This window comes from Streptomyces sp. NPDC048442, assembly GCF_040651475.1.
Taxonomy (GTDB): Bacteria; Actinomycetota; Actinomycetes; order Streptomycetales; family Streptomycetaceae; genus Streptomyces.
The window spans coordinates 305,262-324,737 of sequence record NZ_JBEZKB010000001.1; the positions used below are offsets into that span (position 1 = coordinate 305,262).

14 protein-coding genes are annotated in these 19,476 nt (G+C 69.6%); 2 read left to right on the plus strand and 12 right to left on the minus strand.

The genetic code is table 11. The features are described 5' to 3' along the window. Positions 1-220: 220 nt before the first annotated feature. The 10 genes from AB0D18_RS01445 to AB0D18_RS01490 all read right to left on the minus strand — a co-directional run bounded on the left by AB0D18_RS01445 (position 221) and on the right by AB0D18_RS01490 (position 13,217). Positions 221-2,146, minus strand: a complete 1,926-nt coding sequence (locus AB0D18_RS01445) for a TIGR03960 family B12-binding radical SAM protein (protein ID WP_362410867.1) — start codon at positions 2,144-2,146, stop codon at positions 221-223. 162 nt (positions 2,147-2,308) lie between these two features. Continuing rightward, complete coding sequence (locus AB0D18_RS01450) at positions 2,309-3,835, minus strand: CYTH and CHAD domain-containing protein (protein ID WP_362410870.1); 1,527 nt, start codon at positions 3,833-3,835, stop codon at positions 2,309-2,311. Positions 3,836-3,946: 111 nt separating this feature from the next. Beyond that, a complete protein-coding gene (rodA, locus tag AB0D18_RS01455; protein WP_362410873.1) occupies positions 3,947-5,149 on the minus strand; it encodes a rod shape-determining protein RodA in 1,203 nt (400 codons plus the stop codon). A gap of 1 nt (position 5,150) precedes the next feature. After that, entirely contained in the window at positions 5,151-7,370 is a 2,220-nt protein-coding gene (gene mrdA, locus AB0D18_RS01460) for a penicillin-binding protein 2 (RefSeq protein WP_362410876.1), read from the minus strand. Beyond that, positions 7,367-8,032: a rod shape-determining protein MreD gene (gene mreD / locus AB0D18_RS01465; RefSeq protein ID WP_362410879.1), complete on the minus strand. Its 666-nt coding sequence runs from the start codon at positions 8,030-8,032 to the stop codon at positions 7,367-7,369. Before mreD ends, mrdA begins: the two co-directional genes overlap by 4 nt. 12 nt (positions 8,033-8,044) lie before the next feature. Then, a complete protein-coding gene (mreC, locus tag AB0D18_RS01470) occupies positions 8,045-9,148 on the minus strand; it encodes a rod shape-determining protein MreC (RefSeq protein WP_362410882.1) in 1,104 nt (367 codons plus the stop codon). A 146-nt stretch (positions 9,149-9,294) separates the two neighbouring features. Further along, the gene (locus tag AB0D18_RS01475) at positions 9,295-10,314 is read right to left on the minus strand and encodes a rod shape-determining protein (protein ID WP_362410885.1); all 1,020 of its coding nucleotides are present in this window, start codon (positions 10,312-10,314) and stop codon (positions 9,295-9,297) included. A gap of 330 nt (positions 10,315-10,644) precedes the next feature. Further along, a complete protein-coding gene (gene ndk, locus AB0D18_RS01480; RefSeq protein WP_345222994.1) occupies positions 10,645-11,058 on the minus strand; it encodes a nucleoside-diphosphate kinase in 414 nt (137 codons plus the stop codon). A gap of 311 nt (positions 11,059-11,369) precedes the next feature. Beyond that, the gene (locus AB0D18_RS01485; RefSeq protein WP_362410888.1) at positions 11,370-11,708 is read right to left on the minus strand and encodes a DUF4233 domain-containing protein; all 339 of its coding nucleotides are present in this window, start codon (positions 11,706-11,708) and stop codon (positions 11,370-11,372) included. A gap of 6 nt (positions 11,709-11,714) precedes the next feature. Continuing rightward, positions 11,715-13,217 (minus strand): folylpolyglutamate synthase/dihydrofolate synthase family protein, encoded by a 1,503-nt coding sequence (locus AB0D18_RS01490; RefSeq protein WP_362410891.1) that lies wholly within the window; start codon positions 13,215-13,217, stop codon positions 11,715-11,717. Positions 13,218-13,347: 130 nt separating this feature from the next. On the opposite strand from AB0D18_RS01490, the gene AB0D18_RS01495 reads away from it, so the two are divergent. Next, positions 13,348-14,409, plus strand: a complete 1,062-nt coding sequence (locus AB0D18_RS01495) for a rod shape-determining protein (protein WP_362410894.1) — start codon at positions 13,348-13,350, stop codon at positions 14,407-14,409. A 33-nt stretch (positions 14,410-14,442) separates the two neighbouring features. Here AB0D18_RS01495 and AB0D18_RS01500 read toward each other — a convergent pair whose 3' ends face one another. Continuing rightward, positions 14,443-15,597: an ATP-binding protein gene (locus AB0D18_RS01500; RefSeq protein ID WP_362410897.1), complete on the minus strand. Its 1,155-nt coding sequence runs from the start codon at positions 15,595-15,597 to the stop codon at positions 14,443-14,445. Between the two features lie 136 nt (positions 15,598-15,733). Then, the gene (locus AB0D18_RS01505) at positions 15,734-18,355 is read right to left on the minus strand and encodes a valine--tRNA ligase (RefSeq protein WP_362410899.1); all 2,622 of its coding nucleotides are present in this window, start codon (positions 18,353-18,355) and stop codon (positions 15,734-15,736) included. 137 nt (positions 18,356-18,492) lie between these two features. Here AB0D18_RS01505 and AB0D18_RS01510 point away from each other — a divergent pair, with 137 nt between their 5' ends. Further along, positions 18,493-19,470 (plus strand): hypothetical protein, encoded by a 978-nt coding sequence (locus tag AB0D18_RS01510; RefSeq protein ID WP_362410902.1) that lies wholly within the window; start codon positions 18,493-18,495, stop codon positions 19,468-19,470. Positions 19,471-19,476 lie beyond the last annotated feature (6 nt).

Below are 19,476 nucleotides of genomic sequence, written 5' to 3' on the forward strand. Positions count from 1 at the left end.
GCTGCCCCGGCACAGGCGCAGAAGCGGGCACAGGCGCGGGCAAAGGCGGCTGTGGCTGTTGTTTCTCAAAGTCCATGTCGGGCCCTCCCCGTTTCCCCTCCAGGACGCGTCAGCGGTCCGTTCGGATCCAGCACGCGGCAAAAGCATGGTGCGGGTACGCGCAGAGGTCCGGCCGAGGGAACAACACCCCTCGGCCGGACCTCTGCGTATACCGCTCGCGCTACTTGACGACCGACAGCGGCAGCAGCTTCTTGCCGGTGGGGCCGATCTGGATGGAGGTGTCCATCTGCGGACACACGCCACAGTCGAAGCACGGGGTCCAGCGGCAGTCCTCGACCTCGGTCTCGTCGAGCGAGTCCTGCCAGTCCTCCCAGAGCCAGTCCTTGTCGAGACCGGAGTCCAGGTGGTCCCAGGGCAGGACCTCTTCGTAGGTGCGCTCGCGGGTGGTGTACCAGTCGACGTCGACGCCGTACTCGGGCAGCGTCTTGGCCGCGGCCTGCATCCACCTGTCGTACGAGAAGTATTCGCGCCAGCCGTCGAAGCGGCCGCCGCCCTCGTAGACGGCGCGGATGACAGAGCCGATGCGGCGGTCGCCGCGGGAGAGCAGGCCCTCGACGATGCCGGGCTTGCCGTCGTGGTAGCGGAAGCCGATCGAGCGGCCGTACTTCTTGTCGCCGCGGATCTTGTCGCGGAGCTTGGTGAGGCGCGCGTCGGTCTCTTCGGCGCTCAGCTGCGGGGCCCACTGGAAGGGCGTGTGCGGCTTGGGGACGAAGCCGCCGATGGAGACGGTGCAGCGGATGTCGTTCTGCCCGGAGACCTTGCGGCCCTCGGCGATGACGTTGACCGCCATGTCGCCGATCTGCAGGACGTCCTCGTCGGTCTCGGTGGGCAGGCCGCACATGAAGTACAGCTTCACCTGGCGCCAGCCGTTGCCGTACGCGGTGGAGACCGTACGGATCAGGTCCTCCTCCGAGACCATCTTGTTGATGACCTTGCGCATGCGCTCGCTGCCGCCCTCGGGGGCGAAGGTGAGGCCCGAGCGGCGGCCGTTGCGGGTCAGCTCGTTGGCGAGGTCCACGTTGAAGGCGTCGACGCGGGTGGAGGGGAGGGACAGGCCGATCTTGTCCGCTTCGTAGCGGTCGGCGAGGCCCTTGGCGACCTCGGCGATCTCGGTGTGGTCCGCGGAGGAGAGCGAGAGCAGGCCGACTTCTTCGAAGCCGGTCGCCTTCAGGCCCTTCTCGACCATTTCGCCGATGCCGGTGATGCTTCGCTCCCGTACGGGGCGCGTGATCATGCCGGCCTGGCAGAAACGGCAGCCGCGGGTGCAGCCGCGGAAGATTTCGACGGACATCCGCTCGTGGACGGTCTCCGCGAGCGGGACGAGGGGCTGCTTGGGGTAGGGCCACTCGTCGAGGTCCATGACGGTGTGCTTGGAGATGCGCCACGGCACGCCGGACTTGTTCGGTACGACGCGGGCGATGCGGCCGTCGGGCAGGTACTCGACGTCGTAGAACGCGGGGACGTAGACGTTGCCGGTCCTGGCGAGGCGGAAGAGGACTTCCTCACGGCCGCCGGGGCGGCCCTCCGCCTTCCAGGTCCGGATGATCTGCGTCATGTCGAGGACGGCCTGCTCGCCGTCGCCGATGACGGCGCAGTCGATGAACTCGGCGATCGGCTCCGGGTTGAACGCCGCGTGGCCGCCCGCGAGGACGATCGGGTCGTCCAGGGTGCGGTCGGCGGCGTTCAGGGGGATGCCGGCGAGGTCGAGCGCGGTCAGCATGTTGGTGTAGCCGAGCTCGGTGGAGAAGGACAGTCCGAAGACGTCGAAGTTCTTCACCGGGCGGTGGGCGTCGACGGTGAACTGCGGCACGTCGTGCTTGCGCATCAGTTCTTCGAGGTCGGGCCACACGCTGTAGGTGCGCTCGGCGAGGACGCCGTCCTGCTCGTTGAGCACCTCATAGAGGATCATGACGCCCTGGTTGGGCAGCCCGACCTCGTACGCGTCCGGGTACATGAGCGCCCAGCGGACGTCGCAGCTCTCCCACGGCTTGACGGTGGAGTTCAGCTCACCGCCGACGTACTGGATGGGCTTCTGCACATGCGGCAGGAGGGCTTCCAGGCGGGGGAAGACCGACTCAACAGGCATCGCGGTGTCTCTCATGAGCGGGCAGGGGGACCCTCAAGCCTAACTCGGGTGCGGAGCGGGTTTGTACGGACCGCTTGTGCGCGGGGCGGGGAAGGGCCCGGCTCGCGCCGGTGAGGTGGCGTTCGGGGCCGCGCCGCGGGCTCGGACTGTGTCCGCGCGTCCTCAGAGGCCGGACGGGTTGAAGTGCACCCTCCCCCACACCTCTGCCAGCTCCCTCTCCCGTTCCGCCCCGACCCGCTCCTCCTGCCCGTACAGCAGGCCCCACACGAAGGTCGTCTCGCCTGCCGCGTACGCCTGGATCGCGAGGTTCCTCAGTTCGGCGCGGGCGACCACGCTGTCCTGGTGGTCGCCCAGTACCGACTGGACGTCCTTGACCCTCTTGCGCAGCCGGTTCGCCGGTTTGCCCAGGGTCGGGCGCGCCGATTCCGCCGCGTAGCGCAGGCGTTTCGCGGCCTTGCGGGCTTCGTGGAGGGCGACGTCCCGTTCGCCGCCGGGGGCGAGGGACAGTGCGTGTTCCGTACGGTCGGCCAGGCGTGCGTGGTCCTTGGCGAGCGCCGCACGCAGGACCGGGGCCGCGTCCTTCGCCGCCGCCTTCAGCAGCGGCGGGTCGGCGAGCAGTGCGTCCAGGGAGCGCAGCAGTTCCAGGTAGCGGCGGGAGTTCAGGACGGCGAGGGTCCGCCGCCTGGATCCGCTGCGGCGCGCCGCCGACCAGATCCGCAGCCGGCCGTGTACCGGCCCCAGGAGCAGTGTGCGGGGCACGGCGGACAGCCGGGCGGACAGGCGGGCGGCGAGTACTTCCTGGTCGCGGTCGACGCCCAATTCGCCCGCCAGCCATTTCAGTTCGTCGCCGATCGGGTCGGTGACCGTGCGGTCCAGGACCTTCCGGTGGGTCTTGAAGGCACTGCGCATCCGCCGTGTCGCCACCCGCAGCCGGTGCACCGAGTCCGGCAGGTCGCGCCGTACCGCCGGGTCGTAGACGGCGACGGCCTCGGCCTGCTTCCGTACGTACGCGAGTACCTGCGCTCCGGCCGTGCCGTCGTCCTCGGCGGCGGTGTGGGCGGGTCCGCCGCCCGTCTCCTCCAGTGCCCGCGCCAGTTTCGAGGCCGCTGCGGACGGCCGTACGCCCGCCTTGCGCAGTTTCTTCTCCACCGCGTCCAGGAACGCCGGGTCGCCGTCGTCGGCGAGCTCCACCTCGATCTCCGTCCAGGAGACGGCCCGCAGCTCGCCGGCGCCCAGCCGCTGGGCCGTCACCGCGTCCACGCTCACCTCGGCGAGCAGTTCCCCCGCCGCGTCCAGGAGGTGGCGGACCCGCCGCGAGGACTTCAGCCGTACGGTCGCCAGCAGCGGCTCCCCGCGCGTCCTGGCCCGTACGAGGGAGGACAGGGTTCGCGGCACTTCGCCGGCCGTGCCCAGGGGGGCGCGGATCTCGTCGCGCACGTCCGGGGCGACGGGGAGTTTCAGGTGCCAGCCCGCGTCGTCGCCGCCGGTGCGGCGGCGCAGGGTGATCGCGTGGGCGGCGAGGGCGAGGGTGCCGGTGTCGTAGTAGACGGCGTCGAGGGCGGCGACGCCCTTGTCCTCGACGGACGAGACCCCGGCCACCTTGAGGAAATCAGGCAGCTGGGGTTGGCCCTCGGTGTCGGTCGTAGTGGCTTCGTACTTCCGCTCGATCTCGCGCTTGGTGTCCGCCATGACACGAATCTAGACGCGAGAGGGGCCTTCAGACAGAGGGGCGGCAGGCGGCGCTGCCGTCTGCATGGCAACGCCTGCGCCTTTTGCCGGCCGCTGCGCCGTGGTAGGCCGCTACGCCGTGAGCGGCCGCTGCACCCGGATGGACTGCAGGAGTCCGATCGCCACCCACACCGCGAACATCGACGAGCCTCCGTAGGAGACGAAGGGCAGGGGGAGGCCTGCGACCGGCATGATGCCGAGCGTCATCCCGATGTTCTCGAACGACTGGAAGGCGAACCAGGCGATGATCCCGGCGGCGACGATCGTGCCGTACAGCTCGGTCGTCTCGCGGGCGATCCGGCAGGCGCGCCACAGGATGACGCCGAGGAGGACGAGGATCAGGCCCGCGCCGAGGAAGCCGAGTTCCTCGCCCGCCACGGTGAAGACGAAGTCGGTCTGCTGTTCCGGGACGAACTGGCCGGTCGTCTGCGAGCCCTTGAAGAGGCCCGTGCCGGTGAGTCCGCCGGAGCCGATCGCGATGCGTGCCTGGTTGGTGTTGTAGCCGACGCCCGCCGGGTCGAGGTTCGGGTTGGCGAACGCGGCGAAGCGGTTGATCTGGTACTCGTCGAGCAGCCCGAGGGCCGTCACCAGGACGGCCCCGAGGACACCCGCGCCGACCAGCCCGAACACCCACCGGTTGGAGGCTCCGGAGGCCAGCAGCACACCCAGGATGATCATGGCGATGACCATGACCGAGCCGAGGTCCGGCATCAGCATGATGATCATGATCGGGATGACGGCGACGCCCAGCGACTTGAGCACCGTGCGGTGGTCGGGGTGGGCCTGGTCGCCGGCGTCGACCCGGGCGGCGAGCAGCATCGCCATGCCCAGGATGATCGTGATCTTGGTGAACTCGGAGGGCTGGAGCGAGAAGCCGCCGGGCACCGCGATCCATGCGTGCGCGCCGTTGACCGTGGTGCCGAGGGGGGTGAGCACCGCGAGCACCAGGACGACGGAGAGCCCGTACAGGATCGGCACCGCGCCGCGCAGGGTGCGGTGGCCGAGCCAGATCGTGCCGACCATCAGGGCGAAGCCGATGCCGGTGTTGAGCAGGTGCCGGAAGAGGAAGTAGTACGGGTCGCCGTGCGTGAGCGAGTCACGGCCGCGGGTCGCCGACCACACCAGGAGTGCGCCGATGCCCGACAGGGCGACCGCCGACAGCAGCAGCGGCCAGTCGAGCTTGCGGACGAGGGAGTCGCGGGCGGTGAGCTTGGCGAAGGCGCCGCGCTCGGGTGCGTAGCGCCGGACGGAGAAGCCGTGTGCGCTGTTGGCCATGTCAGTCCCCCATCCGCTGGATGCCCCGGCCGGCTGTGCCGCCGGCGCCGGGGCGTCCCGTGCCGGTCGCCGGGGGCCCTGCGACCCCCACCGGCTCGACGGGCTCCTTGGGCTCGGGGACGTAGGGCTTGATGGCGGGCGAGTCGATGGAGCCGTCCGTCTCGATCTTCGGGAGGTTCTGCTGCGGCTGCGGCAGCAGGGCCTTCTTCGGGTCGAACTTGCCGTCCTTGTCGAGGCCGTACAGCGCGTTGTAGATCTTTCGTACGGCAGGTCCCGAGGCGCCGGAGCCGGTGCCGCCCTGCGCGATCGTCATGACGATCGAGTAGTCCTTGGTGTACGTGGCGAACCACGAGGTGGTCTGCTTGCCGTAGACCTCGGCGGTACCCGTCTTGGCGTGCATCGGGATCTTGTCCTGGGGCCAGCCCTGGAACCTCCAGGCGGCGGTGCCCCGGGTGGCGACTCCCGCGAGGGCTTCGTCTATCAATTTGTGCGTGCTCGCGTTCATCGGCAGCCGGCCCTGGATCTTCGGCTTGATCTCCTTGACGTGCTTGCCGTCGGCGCTGACGACCGCCTTGCCGACGGACGGGGTGTGGATGGTGCCGCCGTTGGCGATGGACGCGTAGATCGACGCCATCTGTATGGGCGTGACGAGGGTGTCGCCCTGGCCGATCGAGTAGTTGACGGAGTCACCGGCGCGCATCTGGTTGCCGTCGATGCAGTTCTCGAAGGCGATCTGCTCGACGAACGTGCCGTTCTTCTTTCCCTGCTTGCACCAGGAGTCCTTGTTGGCCGCCCAGAACCGCTGCTTCCACTGCCGGTCGGGGACGCGTCCGGTGACCTCGTTGGGGAGGTCGATGCCGGTTTCCTTGCCGAGGCCGAACTGGTGGGCCGTCTTGTAGAACCAGTCCTTGGCGTCCTTCTTCGGCTTGGTGCCGCCGTCGCGCTGCCACTGCTGGTGGGCGAGGGCGTAGTAGACGGTGTCGCAGGAAACTTCCAGGGCGCCGCCGAGGCTGATGCTTCCGTGGCCCTTGGACTCGTAGTTGGTGAAGGTCTGGCCGCCGATGGAGTACGAACTCGGGCAGGGGTAGTTGCCGTTGAAGTCGTAGCCGGCGTTGACGGCGGCGGTCGTCGGGATCACCTTGAAGATCGAGCCGGGGGCGGCCTGTGCCTGGATGGCGCGGTTGAGCAGCGGGAAGTTGGAGTTCTTGCCGGTGAGGGCCGCGTAGTCCTTGCCGGAGATGCCGCCGACCCAGGAGTTGGGGTCGTAGGTGGGGTTGGAGGCCATCGCGACGACGCGGCCGGTCTTGGCCTCCATCACGACGACGGCGCCCGCGTCCGCCTTGTAGTTGGTGCTGGTGTTCTTGTCGAACGCCTTGCGGGCTTCCTTCATCGCGTCGAGCAGTTCGTACTCGGCGACGGCCTGCACCCGGGCGTCGATGCTGGTGACGACGTTCGCACCGGGCTCCGCCTTGTCGGCCTTGGCGAGACCGATGACGCGGCCGAGGTTGTCGACCTCGTAGCGGGTGACGCCGGCCTTGCCGCGCAGGTCCTTGTCGTACGTACGCTCCAGGCCCGAGCGGCCCACCTGGTCGGAGCGCAGGTACGGGGAGTCGGAGTCCTTGGCCTTCTCGATCTCGGCGTCGGTGACGGGCGAGAGGTAGCCGAGGACCTGGGCGGTGTTGGCCTTGCCGGGGGCGGCGTAGCGGCGCACGGCGGTGGGCTCGGCGGTGATGCCGGGGAAGTCCTCGGCGCGCTCGCGGATCTGGAGGGCCTGCTGGGTGGTGGCCTTGTTGGTGACCGGGATCGGCTGGTACGGGGAGCCGTTCCAGCAGGGCTGCGGGGTCTTGGCGTCGCAGAGCCGGACCTTGTCGGTGACGTCCTTGGGCTTCATGTCCAGGATGTCGGCGAGGCGGGTGAGGACCGCTTTGCCGTCGTCCTTCATCTTCATGAGTTCGGTGCGGGACGCGGAGACGACGAGTTTGGTCTCGTTGTCGGCGAGCGGGACGCCGCGGGCGTCGAGGAGGGAGCCGCGGACGGCGGGCTGGACGACCTGCTGGACGTGGTTGTTCTTCGCCTCGTCGGTGTATTCGTCGCCGTTGCGGATCTGGAGGTACCAGAGGCGTCCGCCGAGGGTGAGCAGCAGGGAGAAGACGAGGACCTGGAGGACGATGAGCCGGATCCTGACCCGGGGGGTCCGGCCGGTCTCCGGAATGTTGGTCACAGGCGCTTCACTCCCTTGATGCGTCCGGCCTTGGAGGCCCTGGAGCGGGCGGCGCGCAGGCGCAGGCCGCCCTTCTGCTCGCCGATGCGCAGGCCCGTGCCGGAGGAGAGCCAGCCGGCGGAGACGTCGGCGCCGCCGGAGGAGGATTCGGAGAGCGGGTCGTTGTCGGCGCGCCGGGCGAGCGCCATGATGCCGGGGACGACGAACGGTGCGAGCAGCAGGTCGTACAGCGCCGCCGTGAAGAGCAGTCCGCCGAGGCCGACGTGGCGGGCGGCGGTGTCGCCGACGAGGGCGCCCACGCCCGCGTACAGCAGGGTGGAGCCGAGGGCCGCGGCCACGACGACGAGCATCGGGCCGGTGGCGGAGCGGAGCCGGCCGTTCTCGGGTTTGGCGAGGCCCGCGAGGTAGCCGATGACGCAGAGCACGAGGGCGTAGCGGCCGGCGGCGTGGTCGGCGGGCGGGGCGAGGTCGGCGAGGAGGCCCGCGCCGAAGCCGATGAGAGCTCCGCTGACGTGTCCGTAGACGAAGGCCAGGCCGAGGACGACGAGGAGTGTCAGGTCGGGTACGGCGCCGGGGAGTTGGAGTCTGGCGAGGACGGTGACCTGGACGACCAGGGCGACGACCACCAGGGTGGCGGAGAGCAGAATCCGGTTGAAGCGCATCAGGTTCAGCTCCTACTGGTCGGCGGCGTTGCCGTTGGCGGCACCGTCGCCGTTGTTGTTGCCGTTGCCGTTGTTCGCGCCGTTGCCGTTGTTCACAGCGTTGCCGTTGCCGTTGTTTACAGCATTGCCGTTGCCGTTGTTTGCGGCGTCGCCATTGTTTGCGGCGTCGCCATTGTTTGCGGCATTGCCGTCGCCGTTGTTCGCGCCGGTCGGGGGCTTCGGCGTCACTGTGACGGTGACCGTCGGGGCGGGCTTGGGCTTGTTCGGCAGGACGGTGTCGCGGGGGTCGGTGCGCGGGGCCTGGACGACGACGCCGACGATGTCGAGCTTGGTGAAGCCGACGTACGGGCGGACGTACACGGTCCGGGTGAGGTCGCCGCCGGACGGGTCGACGCGGACCACCTCACCGACCGGAACGCCGGGCACGAAGGGCTTCGCGACGCGCGAGCCGAAGGTCACCAGGCGGTCGCCGGGCTTGACCTTGGCCTTGCCGTTGAGGAACTGGACGCTGAGCGGGCGGTCGCCCTGCCCGGTTGCGAACCCGAGTTCGTTGGTCTTCTCCATGCGGGTGCCGACGGTGAACTTGGGGTCGTTGGCCAGCAGTACGGTCGCGGTGCCGGGGCCGACGGTGGTGACGCGGCCGACGAGGCCGTCCGCGTTGAGGACCGTCATGTCGCGGGTGACGCCGTCGTTGCTGCCGATGTCGAGGGTGACGGTCCAGGAGAAGCCCTGGGCCGCTCCTATGGCGATGACCTCGGCGCCCTTGATGCCGTACTGTCCGGCGCCGGCCTTCTTCAGCATGCCGTCGAGCTCGCGCACCCGGCTCTGGTTGCGGTCGTCGCTGCCGAGCCGCAGTCTGAGCTGCTGGTTGTCCCGCTCAAGGGCCTTGAGCTGGTCGTGGCTGTCCCCGGAATCCCGTACCGCGCCGATCGCGTTGCCGATCGGGTCGACCGCGGTGGCGACGCCCTTCTCCACCGGTCCGAAGACGGCAGCGGCGGCCCGCCTGGCTCCGTCGACGGGTGACTGTTCGCCGCCGCGGATGTCGACCGTGATCAGCGCGAACGCTACGGCGATCAGCAGCACCAGGAGCAGCCGGCTCTCTCGTGTGTCCCTCACGTGCGGCGGCCGTGCCTTCCTCGTCGGAAAAATGCGTATGCGTGTATATCAACGATCCGCCGCACGGGACGGCAGGGGCCCGTACGGCGGATTTCTTCACAGTGCCCGGGGCCGGCAGGTGACCCCGGGCGCTGGTTGGCGTCCTGCTATCTGCGCGGCTGGGCGTCCAGCACCTGCTGGAGCGCCTCGAACTCCTCCACGCACTTGCCGGCTCCGAGCGCGACGGAGTCCAGCGGGTCCTCGGCGATGTGGATCGGCATGCCGGTCTCGCGGCGCAGCCGCTCGTCGAGGCCGCGCAGCAGGGCGCCGCCGCCGGTGAGGACGATGCCGCGGTCCATGACGTCGCCGGACAGCTCCGGCGGGCACTTGTCGAGCGTGGTCTTCACGGCGTCGACGATCGCGTTGACCGGCTCCTCGATGGCCTTGCGGACCTCGGCCGCGGAGATCACGACGGTCTTCGGCAGTCCGGACACGAGGTCGCGGCCGCGGATCTCGGTGTGCTCGTCCTTGTCGAGGTCGAACGCCGAACCGATGGTGATCTTGATCTGCTCGGCGGTCCGCTCACCGAGGAGGAGGCTGTACTCCTTCTTGATGTGCTGGATGATCGCGTTGTCCAGCTCGTCGCCCGCGACGCGGATCGACTGTGCCGTGACGATTCCTCCGAGCGAGATGACGGCGACCTCGGTGGTGCCGCCGCCGATGTCCACGACCATGTTGCCGGTGGCCTCGTGGACGGGCAGGCCGGAGCCGATGGCGGCGGCCATGGGCTCCTCGATGATGTGCACCTGACGGGCACCGGCCTGCGTGGACGCCTCGATCACGGCGCGGCGCTCGACCCCTGTGATGCCGGAGGGCACGCAGACGACGACCCGCGGGCGGGCGAGGTAGCGCCGCTTGTGGATCTTCAGGATGAAGTAGCGGAGCATCCGCTCGGTGATCTCGAAGTCGGCGATCACGCCGTCCTTCAGGGGCCGTACGGCAACGATGTTGCCCGGCGTACGGCCGATCATCTTCTTGGCTTCGGAGCCGACGGCCAGGATGCCGCCGGTGTTGGTGTTGATGGCGACGACCGAGGGCTCGTTGAGCACGATGCCCTTACCCCTGACGTACACCAGCGTGTTGGCGGTCCCGAGGTCGACAGCCATATCACGGCCGATGAACGACATTGGTTCCCTCTTCTTCCCCATGAGGATGCGTCGGGCCTTCCCGAGTGGAGCGTGCGATGGCTTGTATCGGTAGGCGAAGTGGGTGGTGCGCTGGATGCTGCGGGCGCGGTGACGTCCATCGTAGTGCCGCATGTGCGGTCACCGCGCGAGGGTCCTTCGCCATTGTGGGCGGAACACCTACCCGCCTCACCCATGGTGACGCTGTGTCGGGGGGATGCGTTCCCTCCGTCGCGTTGCATATGCCGAGGGGCGACCGAATTACTTCGGTCGCCCCAGGCATGCGGCGCTGTTCGGCTGACATTGCGTCGGCGGGCGCCGTGGTCGTTCGGTTCAGACGAGGCCCGGGAAGAACAGCTTGAGCTCGCGCTCGGCGGACTCCTCGGAGTCCGAGGCGTGGATCAGGTTCTCGCGGACGATGGTGCCGAAGTCGCCCCGAATGGACCCGGGAGCGGCGGCAATCGGGTCGGTCGGACCGGCCAACTGGCGTACGCCCTCGATGACGCGCTCGCCCTCGACGACGAGGGCGACGATCGGACCCGACGACATGAACGCGACGAGGGGCTCGTAGAAGGGCTTGCCCTTGTGCTCGCCGTAGTGCGCTTCGAGGGTGTCCTGGTCGAGGCTGCGCAGCTCCAGCGCGCTGATCGTCCAGCCTGCCTTCCGCTCGATGCGGCCGATGACCTCGCCGATGAGTCCACGGCGGACGGCGTCGGGCTTGAGCAGGACGAGGGTGCGCTGGGTCACGGTGCGGGCTCCTTGGATGTGCGGGTGTGCGGTGCGCGGGTGTGCGGTGCGCGGGTGTGCGGTGTGCGGGTGTGCGCCACGGGCGCGGTGGGTCGCAGATTACAGGGCCGTACGGGGGACCTGTCACGCAGCGTCAGGCATGGGGGGGGCGGGCGGGGGGGGCGTTGCCTGCGGCGCCGTGCCCCTCCCCGCCCTTCCACCGTTCCCCGGGCGCTGCCCGGACCCCCGGGGCTGCCCGTCCGGGCGGGGTGCGATCCCTGCGGGTGCGTCGTGGCTCGTCGCGCAGTTCCCCGCGCCCCTCTAGGGGTCGCCTACGCCTCCGCCTGCGCCGCCCACCGTGCCTTCGCCTCGTCGATCTTGCGGCCGTAGTGGATCGACGCCCACCACAGCCCTCCGAAGACCGCGCCCAGGAAGAACATCAGCGGCACCCAGAAGCCGCTGACGATCAGTCCGGCCTGAAGTGCCCAGCCCAGCTGGAGCCCTCCCGGCCGCGTGATCATTCCGCAGAGCAGCACGGACAGCAGCATCGCGATGCCGCACACGGTCCAGACCGTGGTCATCGACAGGTCGTCGGACTTCATCGCGACGAGCCCGGCGAAGCCGATCACGAAGAACTCGCCGATCAGCGTCGAAGCACAGAGCGTACGCACAGGAACTCAGCCCCTTCCCAGCAGCAGCCGGGCCTCTCCCACAGTGATCACCGATCCGGTGACCAGCACGCCGCCGCCGGAGAACTCCCCGTCCTCCTCGGCCAGCGTGATCGCCTCCTCGATGGCGTCGTCGAGCCGTGGTTCGACCTGGACGCGGTCGTCGCCGAACACCTCGACGGCGATCGCGGCGAGTTCGTCGACGTCCATGGCGCGGGGGGTCGAGTTCCGTGTCACTACCACTTCGGCGAAGATCGGTTCGAACGCTTCGAGGACGCCTCGTACGTCCTTGTCGCCGCTCGCGCCGACGACTCCGATCAGCCGGCTGAAGCTGAATGCCTCGCCGACCGCCTCCGCCGCCGCCCGTGCCCCCGCCGGGTTGTGCGCGGCGTCCAGGACGACGGTCGGGCTGCGCCGTACGACCTCCATCCGGCCGGGGGACGTCACCGAGGCGAACGCCTTGCGGACAGTGTCGATGTCCAGGGTGCGGGCGTGCTCCGCGCCGATGCCGAAGAAGGCTTCGACGGCGGCGAGCGCGACGGCCGCGTTGTGTGCCTGGTGGGCGCCGTGGAGCGGGAGGAAGACCTCTTCGTACTCCCCGCCGAGTCCGCGCAGGGTGACCAGCTGGCCGCCGACGGCGACCTCGCGGGCGACGACGCCGAACTCCATGCCCTCGCGGGCCACCGTCGCGTCGACCCCGACAGCCGTCTTCAGCATGACCTGTGCCGCGTCGACCGGCTGCTGTGCCAGGACGACGGTCGCGTCCTGCTTGATGATCCCGGCCTTCTCGCCCGCGATCTCGCCGGGCGTCGTGCCGAGCCGGTCGGTGTGGTCGAGGGAGATGGGGGTGACGACGGCGACGGCCGCGTCGATGACGTTGGTGGCGTCCCAGGTGCCGCCCATGCCGACCTCGACGACCGCCACGTCCACGGGGGCGTCGGCGAAGGCCGCGTAGGCCATGCCGGTCAGGACCTCGAAGAAGGAGAGGCGGTAGTCCTGCGCGGCGTCGACCATCTCGACGTACGGCTTGATGTCCTCGTACGTCTCCACGAAGCGCTCGGCGCTGATCGGCAGACCGTCCAGGCTGATGCGCTCGGTGATCGACTGCACGTGGGGGCTGGTGTAGCGGCCGGTGCGCAGCTCGAAGGCGCCGAAGAGGGCCTCGATCATGCGGGCCGTGCTGGTCTTGCCGTTGGTGCCGGTGATGTGGATGGAGGGGTACGCCCGCTGGGGCTCGCCCAGGACGTCCATCAGGGCGGCGATCCGGGTGACGGAGGGTTCGAGCTTGGTCTCGCCCCAGCGGCCCGCGAGTTCGGTCTCGACCGCGCGCAGCGCCTTGTCCACCTCCGGGTCCGCGGGCCGGGTGGGCAGGGTGTCGTCGGCCGGGGCGGCGCCCTGGGTACGCAGGGTGCGGCTGCCGGCCTCGATGACGGCGAGGTCGGGATCGCGGCCGGTCTCGGCCTCCACGATCTCTTCGAAAGCATGGTCGTCGTTCGGGGGAAGGTCGCTCACCCCGCCAGTCTACGGAGGGGGTACGACAACGGCGGACAGCGCCTTCGGCCGGCGACCGCGGTGACTATTTATCCCTTCCATACCGAACGAGTGTGTGACCCTGGTAGATCACGATTGGGGAGGATATCGAGTGAGCGACGAGACGACGCAGCCCGCTGTGCGCAGGCGTGGTGGCCGGGACAGCCGGGACATAGGCATCGACCTGGGTACGGCGAACACCCTGGTGTACATGCGGGGGCGCGGCATCGTCCTCAACGAGCCCTCGGTGGTGGCGGTGAAGGCCGGTTCGACGACGGCGCTGGCCGTCGGCACCGAGGCCAAGGAGACCATCGGCCGGACCCCTGGTTCGATCACCGCGATCCGCCCTCTCAGGGACGGGGTGATCAGCGACTACGAGGCGGCCGAGGAGATGATCCGGCACTTCGTCCGCAAGGCGGTCCCGGGCCGCCGCCCGCGCACCCGCATGGTCGTGTGCGTGCCGAGCGGGGTGACGCCGGTGGAGCGGCGGGCCATCGTGCACGCCGCGGACCGGGCCGGTGCCCGCGCCGTTCACCTCATAGAGGAGCCGATGGCGGCGGCGATCGGTGCGGGTCTTCCGGTGTCGTCGGCGCGCGGTTCGATGGTGGTGGACATCGGCGGCGGCACCACGGAGGTCGCGGTGATCTCGCTGGGCGGCATCGTGACTGCGCAGTCGCTGCGGGTCGGCGGCGACCGGATGGACGCCGCGATCACCGACTACGTGCGCAAGGAGTACCGGCTGCTGATCGGCGAGCGCACCGCCGAGGACATCAAGGTCGCGATCGGTTCGGCGTGGCCGGTGCCCGCGCGGCCGGAGCTGGAGCAGGAGACGTTCACCATCCGGGGCCGGCAGAAGGTCGGCGGTCTGCCGATGACCCTGGACCTCTCGGTGGCCGAGGTGCGGGCGGCGCTGGAGGAGCCGGTGGAGGCGATCATCGCGGCGGTGCGCACCACGCTGGAGGAGTGCCCGCCGGAGCTGTCCGGCGATGTCATGGAGCACGGGATCGTGCTGACCGGCGGCGGCGCCCTGCTGCCGGGCCTCGATCTGCGGATCTCGGCGGCGACCGGCATCCCGGTCTACGTCGCGGACAATCCGCTGGACTGTGTGGCGCTGGGCTCCGGCAAGTGCGTGGAGGACTTCGACAATCTCCACAAGCTGCTTGCGGCGAGCTGAGCGGCGGGGCTCCCCGGGATCCCGGCGGGAAGTTCAGACCCCGGCGGGCAGCACCGCGAGCACCCGGTACTTCCCCTCGTGGTGGCCCGCCAGGAGGGTGCCGCCCATGGCCTGTACCCGCTCCTCCATCGAGAAGGTGCCGGTGCCTGCCGAGACGGGCTGCTTGGCGGGCACCGTGCTGGGCAGGTCGTTGCACACCTCGATGCGCAGGTGTACGCCGTCGAGCGTGATCCGTACCCGTACGGCCTCCTGGGGCGCGTGCTTGACGGCGTTCGTCAGGCACTCCTGGACGACCCGGTAGACGGCGGCCTGGCGCAGCGGCGACAGTGCGGCGGCGCGTCCGTCGATGTCGAGCTCCACCGGGCTGCCGGCCCGCTCCCCCTCGACGGCGAGCACGGCCAGGGCGTCGATGCCGGGGGTGGCGTCCCGTTCCTGGGCGCGCTGAACGATGATCTCGTTGAGGATGCGGTGGGCCTTGCGGGCGGTCTCGGACAGTTCGTCGAAGTCCTTCTGGTGGGCCTCGCCCCGCGCCCGTACGGCGAGCACCTCGGACCGTACGGCGAGCAAGGTCAGTTCCCGTCCCACGAAGTCGTGCACGTCGCGCGCCACTGACAGCCGCTCCTGCTGTACGGCCTGGAGGGCGGCCGTGCGCCCCTGCTGGACCTCCAGTTCCCTGACGAGGTCCTGCCGGTACGCGGCGACGCCGACGCCGGCGGCGAGCACCCCGATGGGCACGACGAGGCTCAGGAACTCCATGAGGGTGGCGGCGCTGTTCTCCGGCCACCCCGGCGTCAGGAACATCCCGTAGGCGAAGAGCCCGTAGCCGAGCGTCGCCACGATCGCGGCGGCCCTCCCCCGGTAGCGGCCCACCGAGTACAGGGCGAACTGGATCAGGGTGAGCTCATGCAGCCATCCGAGCAGACCGAGCGCGACGACGTACGGGATCCAGGGCAGGCGGCGGCGCAGCAGCAGGGTGCTCGCGCCCGCGGCGAGGACGGCGGCGGCGGAGATCCCGTTGAGGGAGTTGTCGGCCGCGGCCAGGCCCGGTACGTCCAGGAGCATCAGGGCGAAGCAGATCAGCGGTACGCACAGGTCCAGGGTGCGCCTGTCGACCGTGCGGCATTCCAGCCAGTGACGGCCCGCCGCCCAGGCCCGGTGGACCGGCGAGGCGGTGGGCTTGTCGTGCATACGCTCCATGATGCAGGGCCTTTCGCCCTGATTGAGCGGACTTCTGTCCCGTTGTGCGTGAGGTGTGGCACTCGTCAGGGTGCATGACGCAGGGCCCCGCACCACTCGGTGCGGGGCCCTGCGGTGTACGTACCGCCTACTGCTGCGGCAGTGCCTCGATCTGCGCGGTGATGCGCTCGATGTCGGCCTCGGCCTTGCTCAGACGGCCGCGGATCTTGTCCACCACGTTGTCGGGGGCCTTGGCGAGGAACGCCTCGTTGCCGAGCTTGGCGTTCGCCTGGGCGACCTCCTTCTTGGCGGCCTCCAGGTCCTTGGTGAGGCGCTTGCGCTCGGCGGCGACGTCGATGGTGCCGGAGAGGTCGAGGGCGACCGTGGCACCGGCGACGGGCAGCGAGGCGGTGGCGTGGAAGCCGTCCCCGGCCGGCTGGAGCCGCAGCAGCTGCCGGATGGCCGCCTCGTGGGGCGCCAGCGCCGTACCGGTCAGGGTGAGCTCGGCCGGGACCTTCTGGCCGGGCTGCAGGCCTTGGTCGGAGCGGAACCGGCGGACCTCGGTGACGACCTGCTGGACGAGCTCGATCTCCTGCTCCGCGGCGGTGTCGCGGAAGCCTGAGTCCTTGGGCCAGTCGGCGACGACGAGGGACTCGCCGCCGGTGAGGGTCGTCCACAGCGTCTCCGTGACGAACGGGACGACCGGGTGCAGCAGACGCAGGGTGACGTCCAGGACCTCGCCGAGGACGCGCGCGGAGACCTTGGCCTGCTCGCCCTCCGCGAAGAACGTCGTCTTGGACAGCTCGACGTACCAGTCGAAGACCTCGTCCCACGCGAAGTGGAAGAGGGCGTCGGACAGCTTGGCGAACTGGTAGTCGTCGTAGAGCGCGTCGACCTGGGCGACGACCGTGTTGAGGCGGGAGAGGATCCAGCGGTCGGTGGCCGTCATCTGCTCGGGGGTCGGCAGCTCGCCCTCGACCGTCGCGCCGTTCATGAGCGCGAAGCGGGTCGCGTTCCAGATCTTGTTGGCGAAGTTGCGCGAACCCTGGACCCAGTCCTCGCCGATCGGGACGTCGACACCCGGGTTGGCGCCGCGCGCGAGGGTGAAGCGGACGGCGTCGGAGCCGTACTTGTCCATCCAGTCGAGCGGGTTGACGACGTTGCCCTTGGACTTCGACATCTTCTTGCCGCTCTCGTCGCGGACCATGCCGTGGAAGGCGATGGTGCGGAACGGAACGTCGCCCATGGCGTACAGGCCGAACATCATCATCCGGGCGACCCAGAAGAACATCAGGTCGTAGCCGGTGACCAGGACGGAGTTCGGGTAGAACTTCTCCAGCGACTCGGTCCGCTCCGGCCAGCCCATGGTCGAGAACGGCCACAGGCCGGAGGAGAACCAGGTGTCGAGGACGTCGGTGTCCTGGTGCCAGCCCTCGCCGGTGGGCGCCTCTTCGCCCGGTCCGACGCAGACCATTTCGCCGTTCGGGCCGTGCCAGACGGGGATGCGGTGGCCCCACCAGAGCTGGCGCGAGATGCACCAGTCGTTGAGGTTGTCGACCCAGTCGAAGTAGCGCGGCGTCAGCTCGGCCGGGTGGATGTTGACGCGGCCGTCGCGGACGGCGTCGCCGGCCGCCTTGGCGAGCGTCTCGACCTTGACCCACCACTGCATCGACAGACGCGGCTCCAGCGTGGTCTTGCAGCGGGAGCAGTGGCCGACGGAGTGGACGTACGGACGCTTCTCGGCGACGATCCGGCCCTCGGCGCGCAGGGCGGCGACGATCGTGGAGCGGGCCTCGAAGCGGTCCAGGCCCTGGAAGGGGCCGGGGGTGATGATGATGCCGCGCTCGTCGAGGACCTGGATGGTCTCCAGGTCGTGACGCTGGCCGATGGCGAAGTCGTTCGGGTCGTGCGCCGGGGTCACCTTGACGGCGCCGGTGCCGAACTCCGGGTCGACGTGCGTGTCGGCGACGACGGGGATGGTGCGGTCGGTCAGCGGCAGCTTGATCTGCTTGCCGATGAGGCGGGCGTAGCGCTCGTCGTCGGGGTGGACGGCGACGGCGGTGTCGCCGAGCATCGTCTCTGCGCGGGTGGTGGCGACGACGATGGTGTCCTCGCCCTCGCCGTACTTCATGGAGACGAGCTCGCCGTCGTCGTCCTGGTAGTCGACCTCGATGTCGGAGATGGCCGTCAGACAGCGCGGGCACCAGTTGATGATGCGCTCGGCGCGGTAGATCAGGCCGTCGTCGTACATCTTCTTGAAGATGGTCTGGACGGAGATCGACAGTCCCTCGTCCATGGTGAAGCGCTCGCGGTCCCAGGCGACGCCGTCGCCGAGGCGGCGCATCTGGCCGGAGATCTGGCCGCCGGACTCTTCCTTCCACTGCCAGACGCGCTCGACGAACGCCTCGCGGCCCAGGTCGTGGCGGGACTTGCCGTCCTTGGCGAGCTCCCGCTCGACGACGTTCTGGGTGGCGATGCCGGCGTGGTCCATGCCCGGCTGCCACAGCGTCTCGAAGCCCTGCATGCGCTTGCGGCGGGTGAGGGCGTCGATCAGCGTGTGCTCGAAGGCGTGGCCCAGGTGCAGGCTGCCGGTGACGTTCGGCGGCGGGATGACGACGGTGTACGCGGGCTTGTCGCTCTTTGCGTCGGCCGTGAAGTAACCGCGTTCTACCCAGCGCTCGTACAGCGGCCCCTCTACGGTGGCCGGCGTGTAGGTCGTCGGCAATGCGTCGGTGGCTGCGGGCTGCGGAGTCTGAGAGTTCTCGGTCACGCGGCCAGTTTAAGGGCCTGCGGGTACCGCTCCGAAACGCGTTTGTTAGGTAACAGTCCGGCCCCCGGAAGCATGTGTGTCCCACCCGTCCGCCAGGATGTTCGCGACGCATAAGCATCTGGAGGGGAACTCCGTACATGAGCTACAACCAGCCCGGCCCGTACGGCGGCCAGCAGCCGCAGCAGCCGAACCCGTACGGCGGCCAGAGCGGCCCCTACGGCCAGCAGCCGCCGCAGGGCCAGCCCGGTTACGGCTACCCCCAGCAGGCGCCGCCGGCCCAGCCTCAGTACGGCTACCCGCAGCAGGCACCGCCGCAGCAGCAGCCGTACGGGCAGCAGCCGCAGCCTCCGTACGGCCAGCAGCCCCCCTACGGTCAGCAGCCTCCGCAGGACCCGTACGGTCAGCAGCAGTACCCCGGTGCCCCGGAGGCCCCGAAGAAAAAGAAGACCGGCCTGATCGTCACCCTCGCGGTGGTCGTCCTCGCGGCGGCGGGCGCGGGTGCGTACTTCCTCTTCTTCAACGGCATCAAGGACGACGGGCCGCACAAGCTGACGACGCCGGAGACGGTGCTGGGCGGGGAGTACAAGCACCCCAAGCAGGCTCCCGTCTCGCAGGGCGACCCGGAGTCGAAGAAGGTCTTCGAGACGGCCGGGGTCACCGACTTCACGATGACGGGCACCGGTTACACGACGCTCGACACCTCCAAGCTCAGCCCCACCGACCCTTCGTTGATGGAATCCCTCAACAAGGCCAAGAGCATGAACTTCCTGGGCGCGTACGGCACCATTAAGGACCCGGAGAAGGCCCTCACGTCCTACTTCGAGTCCGTGCGGCTCAGCGCCCAGAAGGACGCGGGCAAGGAGGGCAAGGGGCAGCTGGTCGGCACCCCACAGAGCGTCTCGCCCGCCGGCCTGGACAACGCGCTGATGAAGTGCCAGGAGGTCCAGGCCCCGAACAAGGCCACCAAGCAGATGCAGCAGAGCTTCATCTGTGCCTGGGCGGACTACAGCACCATGGCCGCGGGCAGCGCGAGTAACGCGCAGCAGCCGTTCTCGATGGACGCGACGGCCGAGATGCTCGCCAAGCTCCGCAAGGACGTCCGCGTCAAGAAGTGACCCTCG